Source organism: Methanobacterium sp., assembly GCA_012838205.1.
Taxonomy (GTDB): Archaea; Methanobacteriota; Methanobacteria; order Methanobacteriales; family Methanobacteriaceae; genus Methanobacterium.
Window position 1 is genome coordinate 57733 of record DUPR01000047.1, and the last position, 17388, is coordinate 75120.

Genomic DNA, 17388 nt, shown 5'->3' on the forward strand with positions numbered 1-17388 from the left:
ATTTAAAGAAGGGGTTTTCTATAAATGGAAATTTGGTACATATTTGTCATAGTTCCCATAATTGGAGCCTTTTTGCATTTATTCATAAGTAAGAAAGAACTGACAAAAAATAGAGTTATAGAATTCTTGTTATTATGGTTTTTAGGTTTTGGAATAGGTGTGGGATCCATTTTCAGTGGCTTGGCTCAAATTTTATCTCCAGAAATGGTTGCCCAATCTGTGGGATGGCCCAACACTCCTTTCTTAAGGGAAGTTGGTTTTGCAAATATTTCTTATGGTATTTTAGGAATTTTGTCCATTAAATATCGGAGTTTTTGGGTACCTACTATCATTGCCTATGCAGTGTTCATGTGGGGTGCTGCTATTGGCCATCTTTACAGTATCCAACAAACTGGTAATCTGGCTGCTGGTAATGCTGGAACAGTACTTTACTTAGATATCTTAATGCCAATCCTCTTCATCTTGCTTCTAGTTACTTATAACAAGACTAATGTTGTGACAAATACTAAATGTTATAAATGATTGAATAGGGAGTGAATATGATCGAACTACGTTATTCTTCAGGTAATGTGATTTCTCCTGATGTTCATAAAATTGGAGTTCTGGCAGTTGGTTCTCATCTGGAAAATCATGGTGCCGCACTCCCAATTGACACGGATTCTAAAATAGCAGCCTATGTTGCTTTAGAAGCATCACTTCGAACTGGAGCTAAATATGTAGGAGTTCTCTATGTTGCGACGGAATATGATTATGTTAAACATGGAATTCACATCCCAATAGAGGTACTGGTGAATAATGAACTGATTCCTTTTTTAAAAAATGTTAAAAATAATTTAAATTTGGAATCAGTGGTGTTAGTGAATGCTCATGGGGGGAATGTACTTATCAAAGACCATCTTAAATTTATTAAAAAAAATTCACAACTACAAGTAGTTTTCAACAACAAAATCGTTGAAGTTGAAGGGCCCCATGCTGGCACTGGAGAACTTTCAATGGGGGCAGTTTTAGGAATTGTCGATGAAAAACGCCTTGATGAACATTGTAAATTTAATTTATACCCTGAAGTTGGAATGGTCGGCCTCACTGAGGCACGAATAGCCAATAAAGGTATAGAAAATGGTGCAAAGAAGGTTGCAGAAGAAGGAGTATGTGTTGATCTCGAAATCGGTGAACAATTGCTGGAAATTGCTGTGAGAGATGTGGTTAAGGATATCGGCGATTTAGTAAACAAAAAATGAATTTTTGATAAAATTTCAAATACAATAGTCTTTTAAATACAAAGATAATACAATACCATAACATAAAAAATTACAACACATATTGTAATTATGTTTATGCTTTTTTGAGGTGTTAAGCATGTTTTGTCCAAATTGCGGAACTGAGTTCCAAGGAAAATTTTGTCCAAATTGTGGTAAATCCATAGAAAGTGATGTTACTGAGCCTGAAACAACTCAAAACCAGGAAACCGAACAAAAAGTTGCCCCTGTTTATGGTGGGACCAAGAAATATAGTATTGATGAGTTTATCAATAAAACTAAAGAAAAAACAGGCACTGGTGAAATTTTTGAACTGGAAAACGATTATTTATTGAATATTAATGTTGATGGGAAAGTATGGGCTAAGAAAGGATCTATGGTTGCCTACAGTGGTGATTTAAAGTTCAAAAAAGAGGGAACTTTCGAACATGGCCTTGACAAATTTGTGAAAAAAGCCGTAACTGGAGAATCAGCCACCCTAATGAAAATGGAAGGTCAGGGAAAAGTATATCTCGCCGATTATGGGAAAAAAATCGTCATTTTAGACCTCCAAAATGAAAGAATTTTTGTGAAGGGAAATGATTTACTGGCCTTTGAAGAACAGATTGATTGGGACATTAAGATGATGAGTACTGGAGTGGGCCTTACATCCGGTGCAGGACTATTCCATATAAGGTTAGAAGGAACTGGAATGGTAGCTATAACTACTTATTTCACGCCGATAACACTGGTGGTTACTCCGGACCAACCAATATACACAGATCCACAAGCAACAGTGGCTTGGTCTGGCGGTTTAACACCGTCTGTAAAGACTGATATTGGACTTAAAACTTTAATTGGGAAAACTAGTGGTGAAGAATTCCAGTTAGAATTCAGAGGCCATGGTTTTGTCATAGTCCAGCCATATGAAGAGATTATTCAATATTAATCTCTTTTTCTTTATTTTATACAATATATTGAAATGGCATTTGACGAAATTGTATATTTAAGGGATTGTAAATAAACTCACGGTGATATATTGAAAAAAGTAATTAAAAGGAAAGGTAATGTAGAATCATTCAATCCTAACAAAATTAAAGGATCTCTTCAGAAAGCTACCATTGATGCAGGATACACTCTAGATGAGAAAAAAGATATCATTAATGAAGTGTTGGCTAATATTAATAAAAAAATTGATGATGAGAAAGAAATTAAGAGTGAAACTATCAAAAGGTGTCTTTTAACAGAATTAGATAAATGTGAACCCTACATTGCTAAATCTTGCCGAAGATTTGACAGTAAATATAAATCCCGATAAATTGGCATCAAGATATCTGCAATATAGATTTTTTTCATTTTTTTTTTAATTTAATATTTTTTTACATTAGAACTAAACAATCTATTATAATTTCATCATAAATGTCTAAGATGTAAAAAATTTCAATTATTTTTTTTCCAGAAACTTTTTACTTCTTCTGCTAAAATTTTCCCCTGTTTAAGTCCCGCTTTTGCTGATGCAGCACGGGAATTCACATCTAATGGGTTTTTTCCTTTAGCCTTCAAAGAATTTTCATCAGGTAAAATAACCCAAACTTTAGCTCCGGATTCCTTTAATATTTTCAATTCCTCATTAAAACTGATTCTATGCATGGTAGGGCCCATTAAAGCATGTATCATGTTTGGTTCAGCAACAATAACAAGAACTTTATTATAACCTTGTGCTAAATCTGCATTTGTCCCTGAACTCATACTTCCATCAATGTAGTATTCTCCATTAATTTCAGTGGGAGGATAAATACCCGGAATTGCTGAACTTGCCGCCACTGCCTGTTCGAGTGACACACTGGAATTGTGATCAAATTTCACCCATTCTCCGGTTCTAGCATTAACTGCATTTATTATTAATTTCTTTTTTTGGTTCCATTCTTTATTGGGCAAACGAGAATTTATAATTTTTTGACGTTCTTCCTCACTCATAGTGGCTGAAGATAGTGATGCTTTTCCAATACACGCTCTCGCTGTTTGTGAATCAGGTGAACTCAAAATGGCTGCTGCCATTATCTTTTGAAATTCAGTTCTGTTAAATTGAACTTGACGTTCTTCGCTTTCCTCAATAGGAATCAGTTGAAGTTTATACAGTTCTTCAAGACTGGTTTCGCTGATGATCTGGGCTCCCACAATAGAACCTGCAGATGTGCCAATAATTAGATTTGCATTTGTCACATCCACTCCGCATTCTTCCAATCCCCTGAGAATACCTAATTCCCAAGCTATCCCTGTTATTCCTCCCCCACTTAGTACAAGAGCCTTTTTGGATTCATTATCTTTATTCATCACAAGATCTCCATTTCCAAAAAATGTTTTAGTATTAAAAAGAATAAAAGGCAATTTTACATTGGATATATTCTAAAAATCATTACACCTCATATTATTCACTATTGGTTTTGATTAATCAGCCATTTCGCGAAATTTTGAAGCTATTTCAGTAAAAGAATGTGCAATGTAGTGAACTTGTTCCTGACTGAAACCATAAACACTGCACTTGAACCATTGCGTTTGCCCCCGCTTGATACCTACAATCTTCCTCTTTTTAAGCTCTTCATAAAGATAAAAACCCTTACGGGGGTGTTTATCTGCTATTCTATGGAAAAATGGGGTTTCAAATCGTACCAAATCGTGCTCTTTAGGTCTTACACCTACTTGTTTCACTCCACTTATTTTTTCCATTTCAGATACAAAATACAATGTTTTTTGCAATTCAACATCCCAATTATTTACTCTTTCAATTAAATAGGGGAAAGAAGCCATTAAAGTAGCAATAGGAGCTCCTCTGCTGGTGCATCCTAACATTTCTAGTTCTTTAACACGATGTTTATCTGATTTTTTAAGAATCAAATCTGCCCATTCTTCTTGAACCCCTAGAACACCAATGGGTCCGGAGGCAGCCATGCTTTTATGACCACTTCCCACTACAAAATCAACATTCCATTTTTTGGCATCAATTGGCATTCTTCCCATGGAATAAGCACAGTTTAGAAGGAATGGAATACCCATATCATGCGAAATTTTTCCAACAGCTCGGGCATCTGTTAAATTACCATAATCACCATCTACATGAGTTAAAAGGACTAAACTTACTTCTTCGCCACGGTCATAGAGATTTTCTAGTACTTCTTGGTAAACTATAGGATCTATCCTATATTCAGGTTCTGCACTGCTAGGTACTTCCACTATGTTAAGATCATTACGTTCACCTGCTAAATGGCTGGTGTAGTGGGCATTACCATCCATTACTACTGTATCTCCTGGACGGCAAAGTGCGTGCATAACTGCAAATTTCCCTTCTCTTGCACCATGGACGGTCCTAGCATGATCTACATTTATGAAACTCGCTAAATCGCTTAAAAAATTATGTATAGACGGTTTCGGGATTTCGTCTAGGCGACCTGCACAGTAATCGCAGATACTGTATCCGTCTGAGAATTCGTATAATGCTTGACGTGATTCAGGGGGTAGCACACCACCCCGCTGAAGCGGGTTAAGATTAAGATTATTTCTTTCTGTGTTCCGATTTAGGGAGTAATCCTGACATTCCATGAAATTCACCCAATTATGATATCTATTGGTAGATGGATAATTGATTTAATAGTATATTGATGGTTTGCATCACATCGATGATTATGTTGCTTACATTCTTTTTCTCTTTCTAGTTTTATATAAGATTTTTTTGAATTATTATTTTTAATCTGAAAAATTTAGAGATCAAATAATTGGTTGTTAGTAAGCGCCTGATTTATCGAATTCTCATATAAAATCGTTATATATGGAATATGTTTGCTCAAATATCCGATTGGCGACCATCACGTAATGTTTAGTAATTTAGCTGTACAGAATTTCTCAAAAATGATTTTTTTCCCAAAACAAACAAGTTACCACTTTATAATAGCATTTATAATTGAGAAAAATAGGTCGATTATTTTTCATTGTTTGGTACTATCTGAGACCCTCGAATACAATTATAATAATCTGTTTCACATATTTTGCTTGCAAGTATTCCAGATATTATTGTGGTTTTGATTGTGATTACAGATAGCCCTTTTTTATGACAATTTCCCCCATTTTAGGTTCTACAAAACCATCAACAGAACCCTTGCTAAGTGCGTGGAGGTAGTATCTATTTTTACCACAATCAAATTCTTTATAATTTTTTTATTCTAAATAGTCCAAAAAAAGATGCATCTATTATGCAATGAATCTTGAAAAAGGAATAAGGTAGAAAAAAAAATTAATTTATTCCCATATTTTTATTGGTTTTTTCAATGGATTTGGTAGGATCATCTTCCATCTCTAACAAAGCACGTATGCAATCGATATTTTCTGGAACAACATCTGATTCCTGATGTATTGCTTGCATATAGAAAAGTTCACCATCTTTAATGTTTAAAGATTCCTTCCAAACAGCGATTTCATTTAAATCTCCTCTTGGTCGACCTAAATCTCGAGCAAACTCCATTATCTCGGCTGTAGAGTTTAATCCTTTATTTGCTTCAACTAATTTTACTCTAGGTGTGGTTTCTAGGGTTTCAATAACATCATCAAGTGAGGGTGGAGTTTCCAGTTCAACCATGAGGTTGTGTTGGTGCATGATGGTAGTAGGCACCAATAATGCCATGGTGACGATGTCCAAGTCGTACATTACAGTTTGCACATCTGGGCCATGATGAGATGGAACTGTTGGAGGGTTTGGAACTATTGCATTAATAGGGCCCGCTTTTATCTGTCCAGGATCTGATCCTCGCCGTACCATAACTGCACGAACCTTTTTTATCCCACAAAGGTCATCTATTGGTTGGAGGGTTCGGCACAATCCAGTAGTGTTGCAACTAACTACCCGAACGTAGTCAGCACCCAAGTTATCTTTGTAATTTGTAAATGAGTTAAAAGATTTTCCTATCTGTTCGTGTTTTTCTCCACCCTGAAAAATACCTTTAACTCCTTTTTCAGAGTATATTTCTTTATTTTTAGCACCTATACCTCCAGGGGTGCAGTCCACCATTACATCCAATTTATCGTAGAGATCATCAATGGTACCTGCTAATTTTATATCTGCTTCTTCAAAAAGCCCTTCCCTTTCAGGAGCGCTGATGTATAGGGGGAATCCTTTTTCCACTGCCATTTTGGCTTCAAAGTCAGGGGTTCGTTTAGTAACTCCAACAATTTGCATGTCATCCTGACAGGCCACTGCGTCTGCCACTCTTTTTCCAATAGTACCGTATCCATTTATCCCTACGTTTTTCATTATAAAATCCCCGATATAGTAATTATATTTAAAATATGTATCTAGTTTAGAATATTATAAATTTTATGATTTAATTTTTCATATTATAAAAAAAACCAGATTATTTAATCAAATTATTAGCTAAGTTAACATAATCGATTTTTAAATTAAATTCATCTATAATCGTTTATACTTAAAAAAGAATAAATTTAAAAAATTTATATCAGCCTTATAAAGGCTGTTACTTCTAGTTATTCCATTGCATCGAGTTTTTCAGGTAAGTAAGTTTCAACCACATACTCTAATCCGTACTTGGAGAAGGATTGTTGTTCTGCTTTTTTCCCTATCTTGAGCATTTTTTTGATTTCCACTTGCCAAGCATCGTCTTTGTATCTGGGGTCTTTTGAAAGTTCTTTAAGCCTTAAAACATCGATATCTTTCAGGGGATCGGTGGGAAGATCGTAGTTAATAATATCTGATGCGGTAACACCCATGAATCTAGCATCAGGAGTGGCCAGTTGATGGTTTACATGGGCTAATTTAGCACTTCCACTAATTATAACCATGGCAATGTGGAATCCCCATGGATCTCCGTCGTTCATAATATAAACTGGTAAATTAAGCTCATTATTGACACGTTTAAGGAAACGCCGGGTTGCACGAGCAGCTTGACCTTTTAAACCAACAATTAGCGTATTAAATTTTTTATAAGCGTCTTCTTGAACCATCCTATGGAACATACCCATGGTTTCCACGGCAATAACTCGTTCCACGTCGTGATCCAGAAATTTCACTTCATCAATGGTGGGGGATATGGTATAACCTGATTTTCCTGCTTTAAGCGCGTTTATTTCCACATCATCATCTTGAAGTGTGATATTTCCGTAAACTGAAGCCCCGTCTTCTTCAGGCATCAGGCCCAAGTCTTCACGGGTCATTCCCAATGTGACTTCCAAGTCTTCGCCAACAATATTCGATTCTTGCTGCTCTCCGAAGTCCACATCCCATCCTTCAGAAACATAGTACATCTCCCTTAAAGTGGCAGTTTTTCCCCTGCGAACCAGATCCTTGCAAAAATTGGCTACGTATATCATCTGAGCCATCTTGGTTATCTGTTTCACATTACCTAGGGATCTTTTACCATAGCGATCCCCCAGCACATAGTAACGTTTTTCATTATCATAAACTATGTTAGATGTTCCTCGTGATGGAACTTTAATTGTAGGAACGTTGTTTTTTTCAACGTCTTCTAATATTATCTCACCCAAGCTTTTGAGTTTGTTAACAGTGATATCTTTTTTATTCATCTTCAACCACGCCTTCGTATTTTGCTCTGCGTGTAACTTTTGCTAGTACGGCATCATATTCTGGAACATCCTTTTCAGCCAGCACTGCTGCTTCACGAATTATAACTGGAACCAAATTTTCAAATACTTTTGCACGTAATGCTTCTTCTTTCGCAGCTTTTTTAGCGCGTATATATTTTTGCATGCTTCTAGCGATTTTCATGGTTGCTTGTCGGACTTCATGCAGAATTTCTGGTTCAGGTGCCACACTTTGCTTACCTGTTGAAAGGTAGGGCACATTAGTGGAGATGATGTTGACAAAAATGGTCATAGGAGCATTATCCATGTCTTTTATCCCATAACGTTTCCAGTCCACACTTTTAAGAGCTTCAGTTATGGCACAACTGCCCTGATCAAAGGCCAAAGGCACTCGGTTGGCAAATCGCATGATTTCTGCTTTTTTTTGCTCTCCAACCATTCTTCCTGAATCTCCACCATAAGATATGCCGGCTTCAATGATAAAAGAAACTCCTCCACGGAATGTTTTAGGTTTTCGGGTAGTGGTTGCCACGAATTCAGGATTCAAAATCTCTCTTATTCCTTTTTCTATCTGTTCTTTCCCTATTGGTATAAGTCCAGAGGTTGGGGGTGCCATAAAGTCCATTTTGGCAAATGTTTCCACGATTTGTTCTGCTTCCTCCCATTTCATGTCCTTGGGACGCTTGTTAAGATCGATTCCAGTAGTTTTTTCAATCTCTTTCACTCGTTTGGTGGACATCCTGGAAAGGTTACTAGTTAATAGGCTGCGGAAACGACGTTTATCAGTATGTTTTGCCATGAATATCAAGTCATCAGCAGTTACTCCTTTGGGGTGCGGAAGTACCTCCTTAGGTAATGGGGGGATAAAATCTGCAGCTCGATTAAAAATATATTTGTGTCCCGTAGGGTCTCTGAAAGTGATCTTAGCATGTGGATTGCCGATCATGGTTCTACGAATGTATTCATAGGCTCCTTGTTCTGAAAGTGAATATGAAACATCTTTAAATTGCAATTCTATGGAAACTCCGGTGGATTGCACTTCAACATCCTTTCTCTCAAGTATTAATCCCTTATTTTTCTTTACATCCATCTTAAAGGTCATTTCCACACCTTTAAGAGTGTCACCATCTTTATAGCCGGACACAACTTTAGCTGGCTTTCCGGTGGTCATTTGTGATAACAAAACACACCCACTGCACCCTAACCCCTGCTGCCCGCGGGATTGGATGTTCCTGAACTTGGAACCAGCAAACATGGTGCTGTATACTCTGGTGATATAATCTTCAGGGATTCCTGGTCCATTATCGGTATGTCTAAGTATGTAATGATCTTTATCTAAACGTTTGAGGTCTATCTTTATTTCTGGAAGTATTCCTGCCTCTTCTGATGCATCTAGGCTGTTAGTAATTAATTCATGGAATACCATGGTTAAAGACCGGATTTTACCAGAAAAACCCAGCATCTGTTTATTTCTTCTGAAAAATTCAGATGCAGTCAGTTCTTTAAATTCCTCAAATAGTTCAGCTGCTTCTCGCTCCAAACTATGCCTCCTTTAATTGATTTATTATTTTTTTGATAATTTATTTTATGTTCATATAGATGGGTTCATTTTAATTTCTCTAAGTTTCATCTCTTGTTTTTTACGTTCCAGAAACGAGTATACTGTTTTATGTCTAGCACCATCCAAAATCATTTCAACAGCTTCTTTGGCAATTTGTAAATGTTCCATATCACCAATAATTGAGACAGTTTTTCCATAAATCGAAACATGTGTTCCAGTCATTTCAGTGATTATATTCCGGGTTTTCCCATCTTTGCCAATGATACGTCCTTTCTGTCTTAAAATTGCCTTTTTTGACTTACCAACATAATCAGGAAGGTTAATGATCTCTAACATTACCTCGTCATCAATTAATTTAAGGGCTATTCCTGGATTAAAACCTCTACCTATTGCTTTAACCATATAGCGGGCTTTCCACACAGATAAAGGATCTTCTGATTCTTTGTGTGGCGATATGGCCACACTACCAGCTTCACTGTCAACATCAATGATAGTCTGACTTGTTTTTTCAATAGTTTCTTTGGTTTTTCCTTGTGGCCCAATAAGAACCCCTACCCTTTCCTTGGGGATCTTTAAATATTCTGTGTTAGGCAATTTTTCACCTCTACTTTTAAAAAGATATTACATTATCTTTTAAGATATACTTTTCTATCCTCATAAATCCTTAATCTTTCTTTTAACATCATCTTTAGACATTTTGATACCTATTTTTTTAAAATCTTTGATTAAATTGTTAATATCTCGGTTTAAAAGCTCATTTGACAAGGGATGATCAACCACTAGGCTTTGGGATAGATCAATTATGACCGGTTCATCATGGTGTATTAAAATATTGAAGGCAGACAAATCTCCGTGCACTATTTCTGCATCGTTATATAGTTTTTTAACATATTCAATAATTTTTTCAACTATATTATCTGGATTTGAAATTTTTGTCTGTTGCATGAGGCGAGCTGGTGTGCCATTTTTGTCTCCTATAAATTCCATAACAAGAATATTTTTTTTTGCAATTAATGGTTTGGGAACTCGCACTCCAGCATTGTATGCTCGGTTAAGATTTTTAAATTCTTTTAAAACCCAGTTATTAATTAGTTGACGTTTACTATTGCTACGAATGTTAAACCGAGGATCGCCCTGAATATAATATTGCATTTTTTTAAAGTCAGAAGTGGTAACCCGATAAATTTTGACTGCAACCAAATTACCGTCTTCATCAGCACCTTTAAAGACATTTGCCTCTTTCCCAGTACTAATTGCTCCATTTAAAAGGTGAATATGGCCTTGATTGGCCAATTTATACAATGTTTGGAGGGTAATCCGATCGAACACCTCACTCCCTACTCGTCTGTCTTCAACACTCTTCAAGCGTTTGACTTCCCTCATTTTCTGAAGGTGAATATCTGACTTATCAACAGGAGATTCCATATTTAGCACTTGGATTATATTTCTCTTTTAGGTTAGGTGTGGGGTTTTTTTTTATTCTTATTGAAATAAATTAGGTAATGTATAAACAATTTAATATTCCTCAGAATTAAAAAAGGGAATATATTACCAGAAATTGTTATAAAAAAAACCTAAACATTAATTTAGCATGTTTTAATAAAAAATGGAGGTTTAACGATTTAATAAAACATGAAATTAAAGATTTTATAGTTTTAGGAATCCTCGACGTTCTAAATAGTTAGATTCGGTGCGTGTATATCTCCAAATAACGTCTGCCTTTTCATCGCTTTGGAAGTCCCACGGTTTAATTAGAACTACGTCACCTTCTCTGATCCAGATTCTTTTTTTCATTTTTCCGGGAATTCGGCAAAGTCTAGTTTTACCATCGGCACATCTTACTTTAAGCTTCCCATGCCCCATAATTTGTTCCACAACACCTGGTATTTCACCCTTTCTAGGGGATCTCACCCTCCGAAATTCTTGTGATTGTTGATCACGACCACTTCCTCTGCTCAAATACTCTCCTCCTTCTTATAAAATGGCGATAAGTTAAAAGATCAACCGAATAAAGATCATATAATAAGTATTATGGCAATTTATTGAAGTTTAGTTAAACCTTCTGGTAATCAAATAAACTTTCATAATAGGATTTTATTGACTCAACACAGTATTGATCATTTAATCTGCATATTGATCATTTATCTTCTTTTTTATATTGTGTTTTAAAGGTATATAAAAAAATCGTATTTTCCAATTGTGTGAATTTTATAAATCAAAATATTGTAAGTTTCAGTTATACATTGTAATAGTTTCCATAAAAAATATATTTAGATAAATCAATTAATTAATTATCATAATTCATTTTTTATTTTAAAATTTGAAGGGAGTTTTACCAATTATTATATAAATATAAATTAGGAATATATGGAAGATGGTGATCAAATTTGGGAAAAATTTTTGATTCCATTTTTAATCCTGAAAATAAAACCTGAAGATATATTAAATATGAATTTATTGGGTTTTTTAATGGGATGAATTGTAAATATACTTTTTCAATAAGGTTAATAAGAGTTGAATAAATATGGCAAAAGTTAAAGGAACTAAAAAAAGAACTAGAGCAAAACATAAAAAACCAGGAAGTAAAAGAGGAAGAGGGGTTAAAAAATCGTGAATTTGATAGGCTTTGAATATGATTCGCTTTTAAATTGACATCCTTTTTAAGTTATAAAGTCTTTTTTTTTTATTTGGTTAATCCAAATTTTTCAAATGGATTAATTATTTTTCATTATTCCAGCAGTGAAATGTTTAATAATAATTGTAATTAGAATTAATCTTAAATTTATTTAAGAAAAATTAAACTGGGGAAACCATGGGAAATGTTTTTTTGAATTTAATGGACCAAGATGAAGTGAAAAAAATTATTGAATCACTTAAAATCTACAGAAAGATTGAAAAAATTGATTTGTCGGATGTTTATCAACGTATTTTGGCTGAAGATATTTATGCAGTAATAGATCTTCCACCCTTTGATCGTGCAGCAATGGATGGCTATGCAGTAAGAGCTCAGGACACGTTTGGAGCTTCAGAAGATAACCCCTTATCTTTAGATCTAATTGAAAAGATTGGTGCAGGTGATGTTCCTTTAAAAAAAGTGGCAAAAGGTAAATGTACTGAAGTTGGAACAGGCGCCCCAATGCCGGAAGGTGCTGATGCAGTGGTTATGGTTGAGTTCACAAATTTAGAAGATGAAACTGTTCAGATTTATGAAGCAGTGGCTCCTGGAATGAATGTGTCTGCTCGGGGATCAGATATGAAAAAAGGAGAAAAACTTCTTTCTGAAGGCAGCCTACTAACTCCTGAAAGGATAGGTGCGTTAAGTGCTATTGGAATGTCACAAATTCCAGTTTTCTCTAAACCAACAGTAGCCGTGATTTCAACAGGTAACGAACTAATTAAACCTGGTCAAGAACTTAAATATGGGAAATTATACGATATCAACTCTGAAACTATTTCTAATGCTGTTAAAGCTTGCGGATGCATTCCAATTATTTCTAAAATAGTTAAAGATGATTATGATACTATAAAAAATAAAATACATGAATTTAAAGATACTGATATTATTATAACATCTGGAGGTACTTCTGCAGGTGCAGGAGATGTTTTGCGTCAAGTTGTTGATGATATGGGTCGGGTCTTGGTACATGGAATTTCAGTTAAACCTGGTAAACCTACTTTGATAGGCACATTACCAGGGGGTGATGGTGACATAATCCTGTTCGGACTTCCAGGATATCCTGTGTCTGCATTAATGATTTTCAATGCCTTTGTAGCGCCTTTTTTAAGAGAAATAGCTGGTAATTCTGGACACCAGCAGAAAAAAGAATTTTTAACACTTAAATTATCCCGAAGATATCATTCTGCAAGGGGACGAAGCCACTATGCCCTTGCAAAGATTAAAGATAATCTTGCTATCCCCATATTAAAGGATTCAGGTGCCATAACCGCACTCGCAGAGGCTGATGGCTATTTTGAAGTTCCAAAAAATGTGGAAATCATTGAAAAAGGTGAGAAGATCCAATTAATACCATTCCATAATCTTTAATTAAAATTTTTATTTTAATGTTTTTTATAAATAATTGAGATTAATATATCAGGACAACAGTAAACCTAATAAACATCAAAAATATCGCCTAAAACTGCTTTTTTCTTGGTTTTAACAAGTTTAGGTATTTTGCCAAGGGTGCCGGCAGCTTCGCCCACCACTACCATCAATCCTCGGAAATACATGCGAAATTCTTCAGCTTTATCCAGACAGTTTTCAATTATTTCACGATTACTATTGCCTGTGGCATGATTTGCTATGGATGTTGCCAGTGCATCTGCAGTGCTGGCATGAGAAGCGAAAATTGTAACTGAATCTGCTTTCCCAAAGCTGATGGAGTGACCAACTGTGGCAGATGATGTGCATATTCCCATTGGTGTTTTTTGGTGCTTAATTTTAAAACCAATTTTCCCGGAAAGAGAGGATTCACCAGCATACAATCCCATTATCACATCTTTGTTAGTTTTAAGAGCCACATCCCCACCATTATCAACTATAACATATTGTGCACCATTTTTTAGCAAAAAATTTAGAGACAGTTCTGATATTGTCCCTGCAACTGCAGCCATAGGTCCAACTTCAGCTATTTCTGCTGCTTCAGCCATCATTTTTACTATGAGTGGTGCTTCACCAACTTTTAAAGGTTCTAAACTGATTTGAAATTCTTTATGTTTCCAAATATAACTTTTCAGTGCTTTACGCTGTTGAATAATAAAGTTATCTACACCAGATGGTTCTATATCTGATTGGAGCATTATGTTTGTTTCCTCGATAAGGATCCTTTTATTTATCATCATTTACAAGATAGGTAGAAGCAACAGATAAACTATTTAGATTGGGAAGTTAAACTAAGAAATAGTGTATATTTTACGCATAATCCGATGAATAGTTTTGCTGTGGAATGGTGGTAGGAAAAATGTTTAACAGAATGAATGATTCAAATCCAGGGGAAAGGGTTGTTTTTGAAACCCGACCCCGATTTCTGGCCAACATGAAATCAACCATTCTTAAATTGGTAATTTTAGTGGGGATATTTTACTATTTCCGGACAATAATAGCAGCAGCAATAATACTACAAGAATATGTGGTACAGATGGTATGGCTGCCTCTTATTCAGGGAATATTTTATTTATTATTGCTAATCATTATCTTATTGATCTTGTCCATAATTTTTGAAATTCTTTCATGGAGGGGGAAGAAGTACCAGCTTACTAATCAACGAGTTGTAATCCAAAAGGGAATTCTCAGAAGGAAAAGATCATCTATCCAGTACCCTAAGATACAAGACATTGAAATTTCTCAGGGTATAGTAGACAGAATTATTTCAGCAGGAGATATAGAGATATATGGGGGTCATGAGCACACCAACATTGTTTTAGAAGATATTCCAAATCCCCGAGAAGTGGAAGACATGATCGACCGTGTCATGTTAGGGGAAGAGGTTGGGTTCAAAACCCAGCGTAGAAAAACACCCAAAAGATCCATAATTGAAGAATATGACAAAAAGTTTAAAAGATAGTCAGATGAATATTGCATTGTTATAATTCCTTATAGTGGCAGTAATGCTCGATTATTTTGATTTTTTATTATAACTTTGTGAATTATTTAAAGATAAAACTATAATGTTAGTGTTGATATGAAAAACTATGATGTAGTGGTAGTTGGTGCTGGCCCCATAGGTTCAACATTCGCCAGGTCCATGGCAGAAAAGGGATTTAAAGTAGCAATACTGGAGAAAAAGAAGGAAATTGGCGTTCCACTTCAATGTGCCGGGCTTCTAGGTAAGAAAATAAAGAAAGTGAATATTTTACCGGATGAATTCATCATTAACTCTGTTCATGGTGCTTTTTTACACTCTCCAGTTGACACAGTACTTTCTGTAAGCAAAAAAACGCCAGAAGCTTATGTGCTAGATCGTGTTGGTTATGATAAGTTTTTAGCTGAATTAGCATCAAATTCGGGTGTGGACATTTTCTTTAACCATAAAGTAGCGAAAGTAGATTCTATAAATGGGGTTGTCTACCTAAAAAATAGTGAAATAACAAAAATATCAGGCAACGTAATTGCAGGGGCTGATGGTCATTCTTCTATTGTGTCACAATCTTTTAATTCGCCAGCAGACTCTTTTCAAGCAGCTCAATATTTAGTAGATGCCGGGGAAAAAAGATTTAACAATGATTTTGTACATCTTTATGTTGATTCAAAAATTTCTCCAGGATTTTTTTGGACAATTCCTTTATCTGAAAGCACAGCCCGAATTGGACTTTTTGCTGATGCCAATTATCCTGATTTGACTAATTATTTAAATGAACTAATCAGCAAAAGGCCTGAACTCAGTGGAGTTACCATTTTAAAAAAATATTATGGCGTAATCCCTAAACAAGACCCACATAAGAGTCTGGTTAAGGATAAAGTTATTCTGTTGGGTGATGCTGCATCCCAAGTTAAACCAACAACCGGGGGTGGACTGATAATGGGATTCACCTCTGCTGAAATGGCATCAAATGTAACATCTCAAGCATTAGAAGCTGAAAACACTGCCATGCTTGAAAATTATTCTAAACTATATCGCGATAAATTCAAAAAAGAGTTAAAAGTACAACTCATGGTTCATAAGGTTTTCAAATCTCTCAGTAACTCTGATTTGGAATATATGTTTATAAAACTTAAAGAAGAAGGAGCAGAAGATATTATATCCGAATATGGGGATATGGATACGCAATCGCCTCTGATTAAAGAAATGATTAAACAGGGAATAATTTTTTCCATCCTCCCCAAAATGTTATCCCGGAGGCTATCCGGCCTATGGAAGTAGCTCTAATTTTATCTCAAGAACATCAAACACTTCCCAAGGCAGAAGTCGAAGCAGTACTTGAATGTGAGGAAATCACTTACTCTATAAAAAAATACTGCGATGGAGTTCTTCTTCTAAATATTCCTGAAAAATATCTGAAAAATCTGCCAAATATTTCTCGGAGACTTTCATATACTCATGAAATGATTCACATCATTCTCAGTGCAGATGAAAACAAATTACTTTCAGAAGCAAAAAAGTATCCCTGGGAAAAATATGTCCAATCTGATTATGCAGTAAGAGTAAAGAAGATGGATAGAAGATCCTCACACAACACTTCAAATTTAGAATGGGAAGTGGGCAGTATAATTAAGAAAACTCTTGGTAAAAACGCCAGAGTGAAGTTAAAAGATCCTTCAATTCTGATAAGAATTATTCTTCAAGATGAGATGGCTTTATTAGGGTATAGAACAGGGCAAATTTCTAAAAAACACTTCTACAACTTGAAACCCCATAAAAGGCCATTTTTTTATCCGGGTTCAATGAGTCCCAAACTCGCCCGATGTATGGTAAATTTGACACGAATACGCGCTGGGGAAACCCTCTTGGACCCTTTTTGTGGAACTGGAGGAATACTTATTGAAGCAGGGGTTATTGGCACAAGAGTTATAGGAACTGATATTGACTATAAAATGGTTAAAGGAACCAAAGAAAATCTTCAATACTGTGACATTCACGATTACCATGTGTTTCAGGAAGATGCCAGAAAATTAAAGCTTCCAAAAGTAGTAGATGCAATTGTAACTGATCCACCTTATGGTATATCGGCATCCACTGGTGGTGAAAGTAGTGAAAACCTATATCACCAGTCAATGATTTCATTAGAACGATTAATAAAAGATGATGGTCTCATGTGTTTGGCTACTCCTCATTACTTGAATTTAGATGAAATATTTAAGGGTACAAAATTTAAAATAATAGAACAACACCACATAAGAATGCATAAAAGTTTAACTAGAGTCATTTCAGTCCTAAAAAAAATCTAAAATAGAAATTTTTATCTCATGTTTTTAGAAAATGGTAATTTAAGCTCCTAAAAATTACTGGAATTTTATTTAAAATATTCTAATATAATAAATTTCGTAATAAA

At 35.2% G+C, this 17388-nt stretch carries 17 protein-coding genes; 8 read left to right on the forward strand and 9 right to left on the reverse strand.

What is annotated here, in order from left to right:
• The first annotated feature begins 24 nt into the window (after window positions 1–24).
• The 4 genes from GXZ72_07260 (at window position 25) to GXZ72_07275 (ending at window position 2553) form a co-directional block, all read left to right on the forward strand.
• Window positions 25–522 (forward strand): hypothetical protein, encoded by a 498-nt coding sequence (locus GXZ72_07260; protein HHT19341.1) that lies wholly within the window; start codon window positions 25–27, stop codon window positions 520–522.
• 17 nt (window positions 523–539) lie between these two features.
• Complete coding sequence (gene arfB / locus GXZ72_07265; GenBank protein ID HHT19342.1) at window positions 540–1238, forward strand: 2-amino-5-formylamino-6-ribosylaminopyrimidin-4(3H)-one 5'-monophosphate deformylase; 699 nt, start codon at window positions 540–542, stop codon at window positions 1236–1238.
• A gap of 118 nt (window positions 1239–1356) precedes the next feature.
• On the forward strand, window positions 1357–2184 hold the full coding sequence (locus GXZ72_07270) for a hypothetical protein (GenBank protein ID HHT19343.1): 828 nt from the start codon (window positions 1357–1359) through the stop codon (window positions 2182–2184).
• Between the two features lie 90 nt (window positions 2185–2274).
• Window positions 2275–2553: a transcriptional regulator gene (locus tag GXZ72_07275; GenBank protein HHT19344.1), complete on the forward strand. Its 279-nt coding sequence runs from the start codon at window positions 2275–2277 to the stop codon at window positions 2551–2553.
• Window positions 2554–2675: 122 nt separating this feature from the next.
• On the opposite strand, the gene GXZ72_07280 is transcribed toward GXZ72_07275, so the two are convergent.
• From GXZ72_07280 to eif1A, 8 genes are all read right to left on the reverse strand, one after another.
• Window positions 2676–3569: a patatin-like phospholipase family protein gene (locus GXZ72_07280; GenBank protein ID HHT19345.1), complete on the reverse strand. Its 894-nt coding sequence runs from the start codon at window positions 3567–3569 to the stop codon at window positions 2676–2678.
• 114 nt (window positions 3570–3683) lie between these two features.
• Window positions 3684–4832, reverse strand: coding sequence for an O-phospho-L-seryl-tRNA:Cys-tRNA synthase (pscS, locus tag GXZ72_07285; GenBank protein HHT19346.1), 1149 nt, complete (start codon window positions 4830–4832; stop codon window positions 3684–3686).
• Between the two features lie 688 nt (window positions 4833–5520).
• On the reverse strand, window positions 5521–6534 hold the full coding sequence (locus tag GXZ72_07290) for a phosphorylating glyceraldehyde-3-phosphate dehydrogenase (protein ID HHT19347.1): 1014 nt from the start codon (window positions 6532–6534) through the stop codon (window positions 5521–5523).
• Between the two features lie 230 nt (window positions 6535–6764).
• Window positions 6765–7820, reverse strand: coding sequence for a DNA topoisomerase IV subunit A (locus GXZ72_07295; protein ID HHT19348.1), 1056 nt, complete (start codon window positions 7818–7820; stop codon window positions 6765–6767).
• Window positions 7813–9378: a DNA topoisomerase VI subunit B gene (gene top6B, locus GXZ72_07300; protein ID HHT19349.1), complete on the reverse strand. Its 1566-nt coding sequence runs from the start codon at window positions 9376–9378 to the stop codon at window positions 7813–7815. The genes GXZ72_07295 and top6B overlap by 8 nt, the downstream gene beginning before the upstream one ends.
• 51 nt (window positions 9379–9429) lie before the next feature.
• On the reverse strand, window positions 9430–9993 hold the full coding sequence (locus tag GXZ72_07305; GenBank protein HHT19350.1) for an RNA-processing protein: 564 nt from the start codon (window positions 9991–9993) through the stop codon (window positions 9430–9432).
• Window positions 9994–10053: 60 nt separating this feature from the next.
• The gene (locus GXZ72_07310; protein HHT19351.1) at window positions 10054–10824 is read right to left on the reverse strand and encodes a serine protein kinase RIO; all 771 of its coding nucleotides are present in this window, start codon (window positions 10822–10824) and stop codon (window positions 10054–10056) included.
• A gap of 222 nt (window positions 10825–11046) precedes the next feature.
• Window positions 11047–11358 (reverse strand): translation initiation factor eIF-1A, encoded by a 312-nt coding sequence (gene eif1A, locus GXZ72_07315; GenBank protein HHT19352.1) that lies wholly within the window; start codon window positions 11356–11358, stop codon window positions 11047–11049.
• An 853-nt stretch (window positions 11359–12211) separates the two neighbouring features.
• On the opposite strand from eif1A, the gene GXZ72_07320 reads away from it, so the two are divergent.
• Window positions 12212–13444, forward strand: coding sequence for a molybdopterin molybdenumtransferase MoeA (locus GXZ72_07320; protein ID HHT19353.1), 1233 nt, complete (start codon window positions 12212–12214; stop codon window positions 13442–13444).
• 65 nt (window positions 13445–13509) lie between these two features.
• Here GXZ72_07320 and GXZ72_07325 read toward each other — a convergent pair whose 3' ends face one another.
• On the reverse strand, window positions 13510–14238 hold the full coding sequence (locus tag GXZ72_07325; GenBank protein HHT19354.1) for a UPF0280 family protein: 729 nt from the start codon (window positions 14236–14238) through the stop codon (window positions 13510–13512).
• Between the two features lie 122 nt (window positions 14239–14360).
• On the opposite strand from GXZ72_07325, the gene GXZ72_07330 reads away from it, so the two are divergent.
• The 3 genes from GXZ72_07330 to GXZ72_07340 all read left to right on the forward strand — a co-directional run bounded on the left by GXZ72_07330 (window position 14361) and on the right by GXZ72_07340 (window position 17284).
• Complete coding sequence (locus GXZ72_07330) at window positions 14361–14963, forward strand: PH domain-containing protein (protein HHT19355.1); 603 nt, start codon at window positions 14361–14363, stop codon at window positions 14961–14963.
• 117 nt (window positions 14964–15080) lie between these two features.
• Window positions 15081–16259 carry a geranylgeranyl reductase family protein gene (locus GXZ72_07335; protein ID HHT19356.1) on the forward strand — a complete coding sequence of 393 codons (1179 nt, stop codon included), beginning with the start codon at window positions 15081–15083 and terminating at the stop codon, window positions 16257–16259.
• Entirely contained in the window at window positions 16250–17284 is a 1035-nt protein-coding gene (locus GXZ72_07340) for a TIGR01177 family methyltransferase (GenBank protein HHT19357.1), read from the forward strand. The genes GXZ72_07335 and GXZ72_07340 overlap by 10 nt, the downstream gene beginning before the upstream one ends.
• Window positions 17285–17388 lie beyond the last annotated feature (104 nt).

Bases quoted from the DNA above. Each gene is read 5' to 3' on its own strand.
- GXZ72_07335 (HHT19356.1), top strand. From the start codon at position 15,081: ATGAAAAACTATGATGTAGTGGTAGTTGGTGCTGGCCCCATAGGTTCA.
- GXZ72_07330 (HHT19355.1), top strand. From the start codon at position 14,361: ATGTTTAACAGAATGAATGATTCAAATCCAGGGGAAAGGGTTGTTTTT.
- GXZ72_07340 (HHT19357.1), top strand. From the start codon at position 16,250: ATGGAAGTAGCTCTAATTTTATCTCAAGAACATCAAACACTTCCCAAG.
- GXZ72_07260 (HHT19341.1), top strand. From the start codon at position 25: ATGGAAATTTGGTACATATTTGTCATAGTTCCCATAATTGGAGCCTTT.
- GXZ72_07310 (HHT19351.1), bottom strand. From the start codon at position 10,824: ATGGAATCTCCTGTTGATAAGTCAGATATTCACCTTCAGAAAATGAGG.
- pscS (HHT19346.1), bottom strand. From the start codon at position 4,832: ATGGAATGTCAGGATTACTCCCTAAATCGGAACACAGAAAGAAATAAT.
- GXZ72_07290 (HHT19347.1), bottom strand. From the start codon at position 6,534: ATGAAAAACGTAGGGATAAATGGATACGGTACTATTGGAAAAAGAGTG.
- GXZ72_07325 (HHT19354.1), bottom strand. From the start codon at position 14,238: ATGATAAATAAAAGGATCCTTATCGAGGAAACAAACATAATGCTCCAA.
- arfB (HHT19342.1), top strand. From the start codon at position 540: ATGATCGAACTACGTTATTCTTCAGGTAATGTGATTTCTCCTGATGTT.
- GXZ72_07320 (HHT19353.1), top strand. From the start codon at position 12,212: ATGGGAAATGTTTTTTTGAATTTAATGGACCAAGATGAAGTGAAAAAA.
- GXZ72_07270 (HHT19343.1), top strand. From the start codon at position 1,357: ATGTTTTGTCCAAATTGCGGAACTGAGTTCCAAGGAAAATTTTGTCCA.
- GXZ72_07295 (HHT19348.1), bottom strand. From the start codon at position 7,820: ATGAATAAAAAAGATATCACTGTTAACAAACTCAAAAGCTTGGGTGAG.
- GXZ72_07280 (HHT19345.1), bottom strand. From the start codon at position 3,569: ATGAATAAAGATAATGAATCCAAAAAGGCTCTTGTACTAAGTGGGGGA.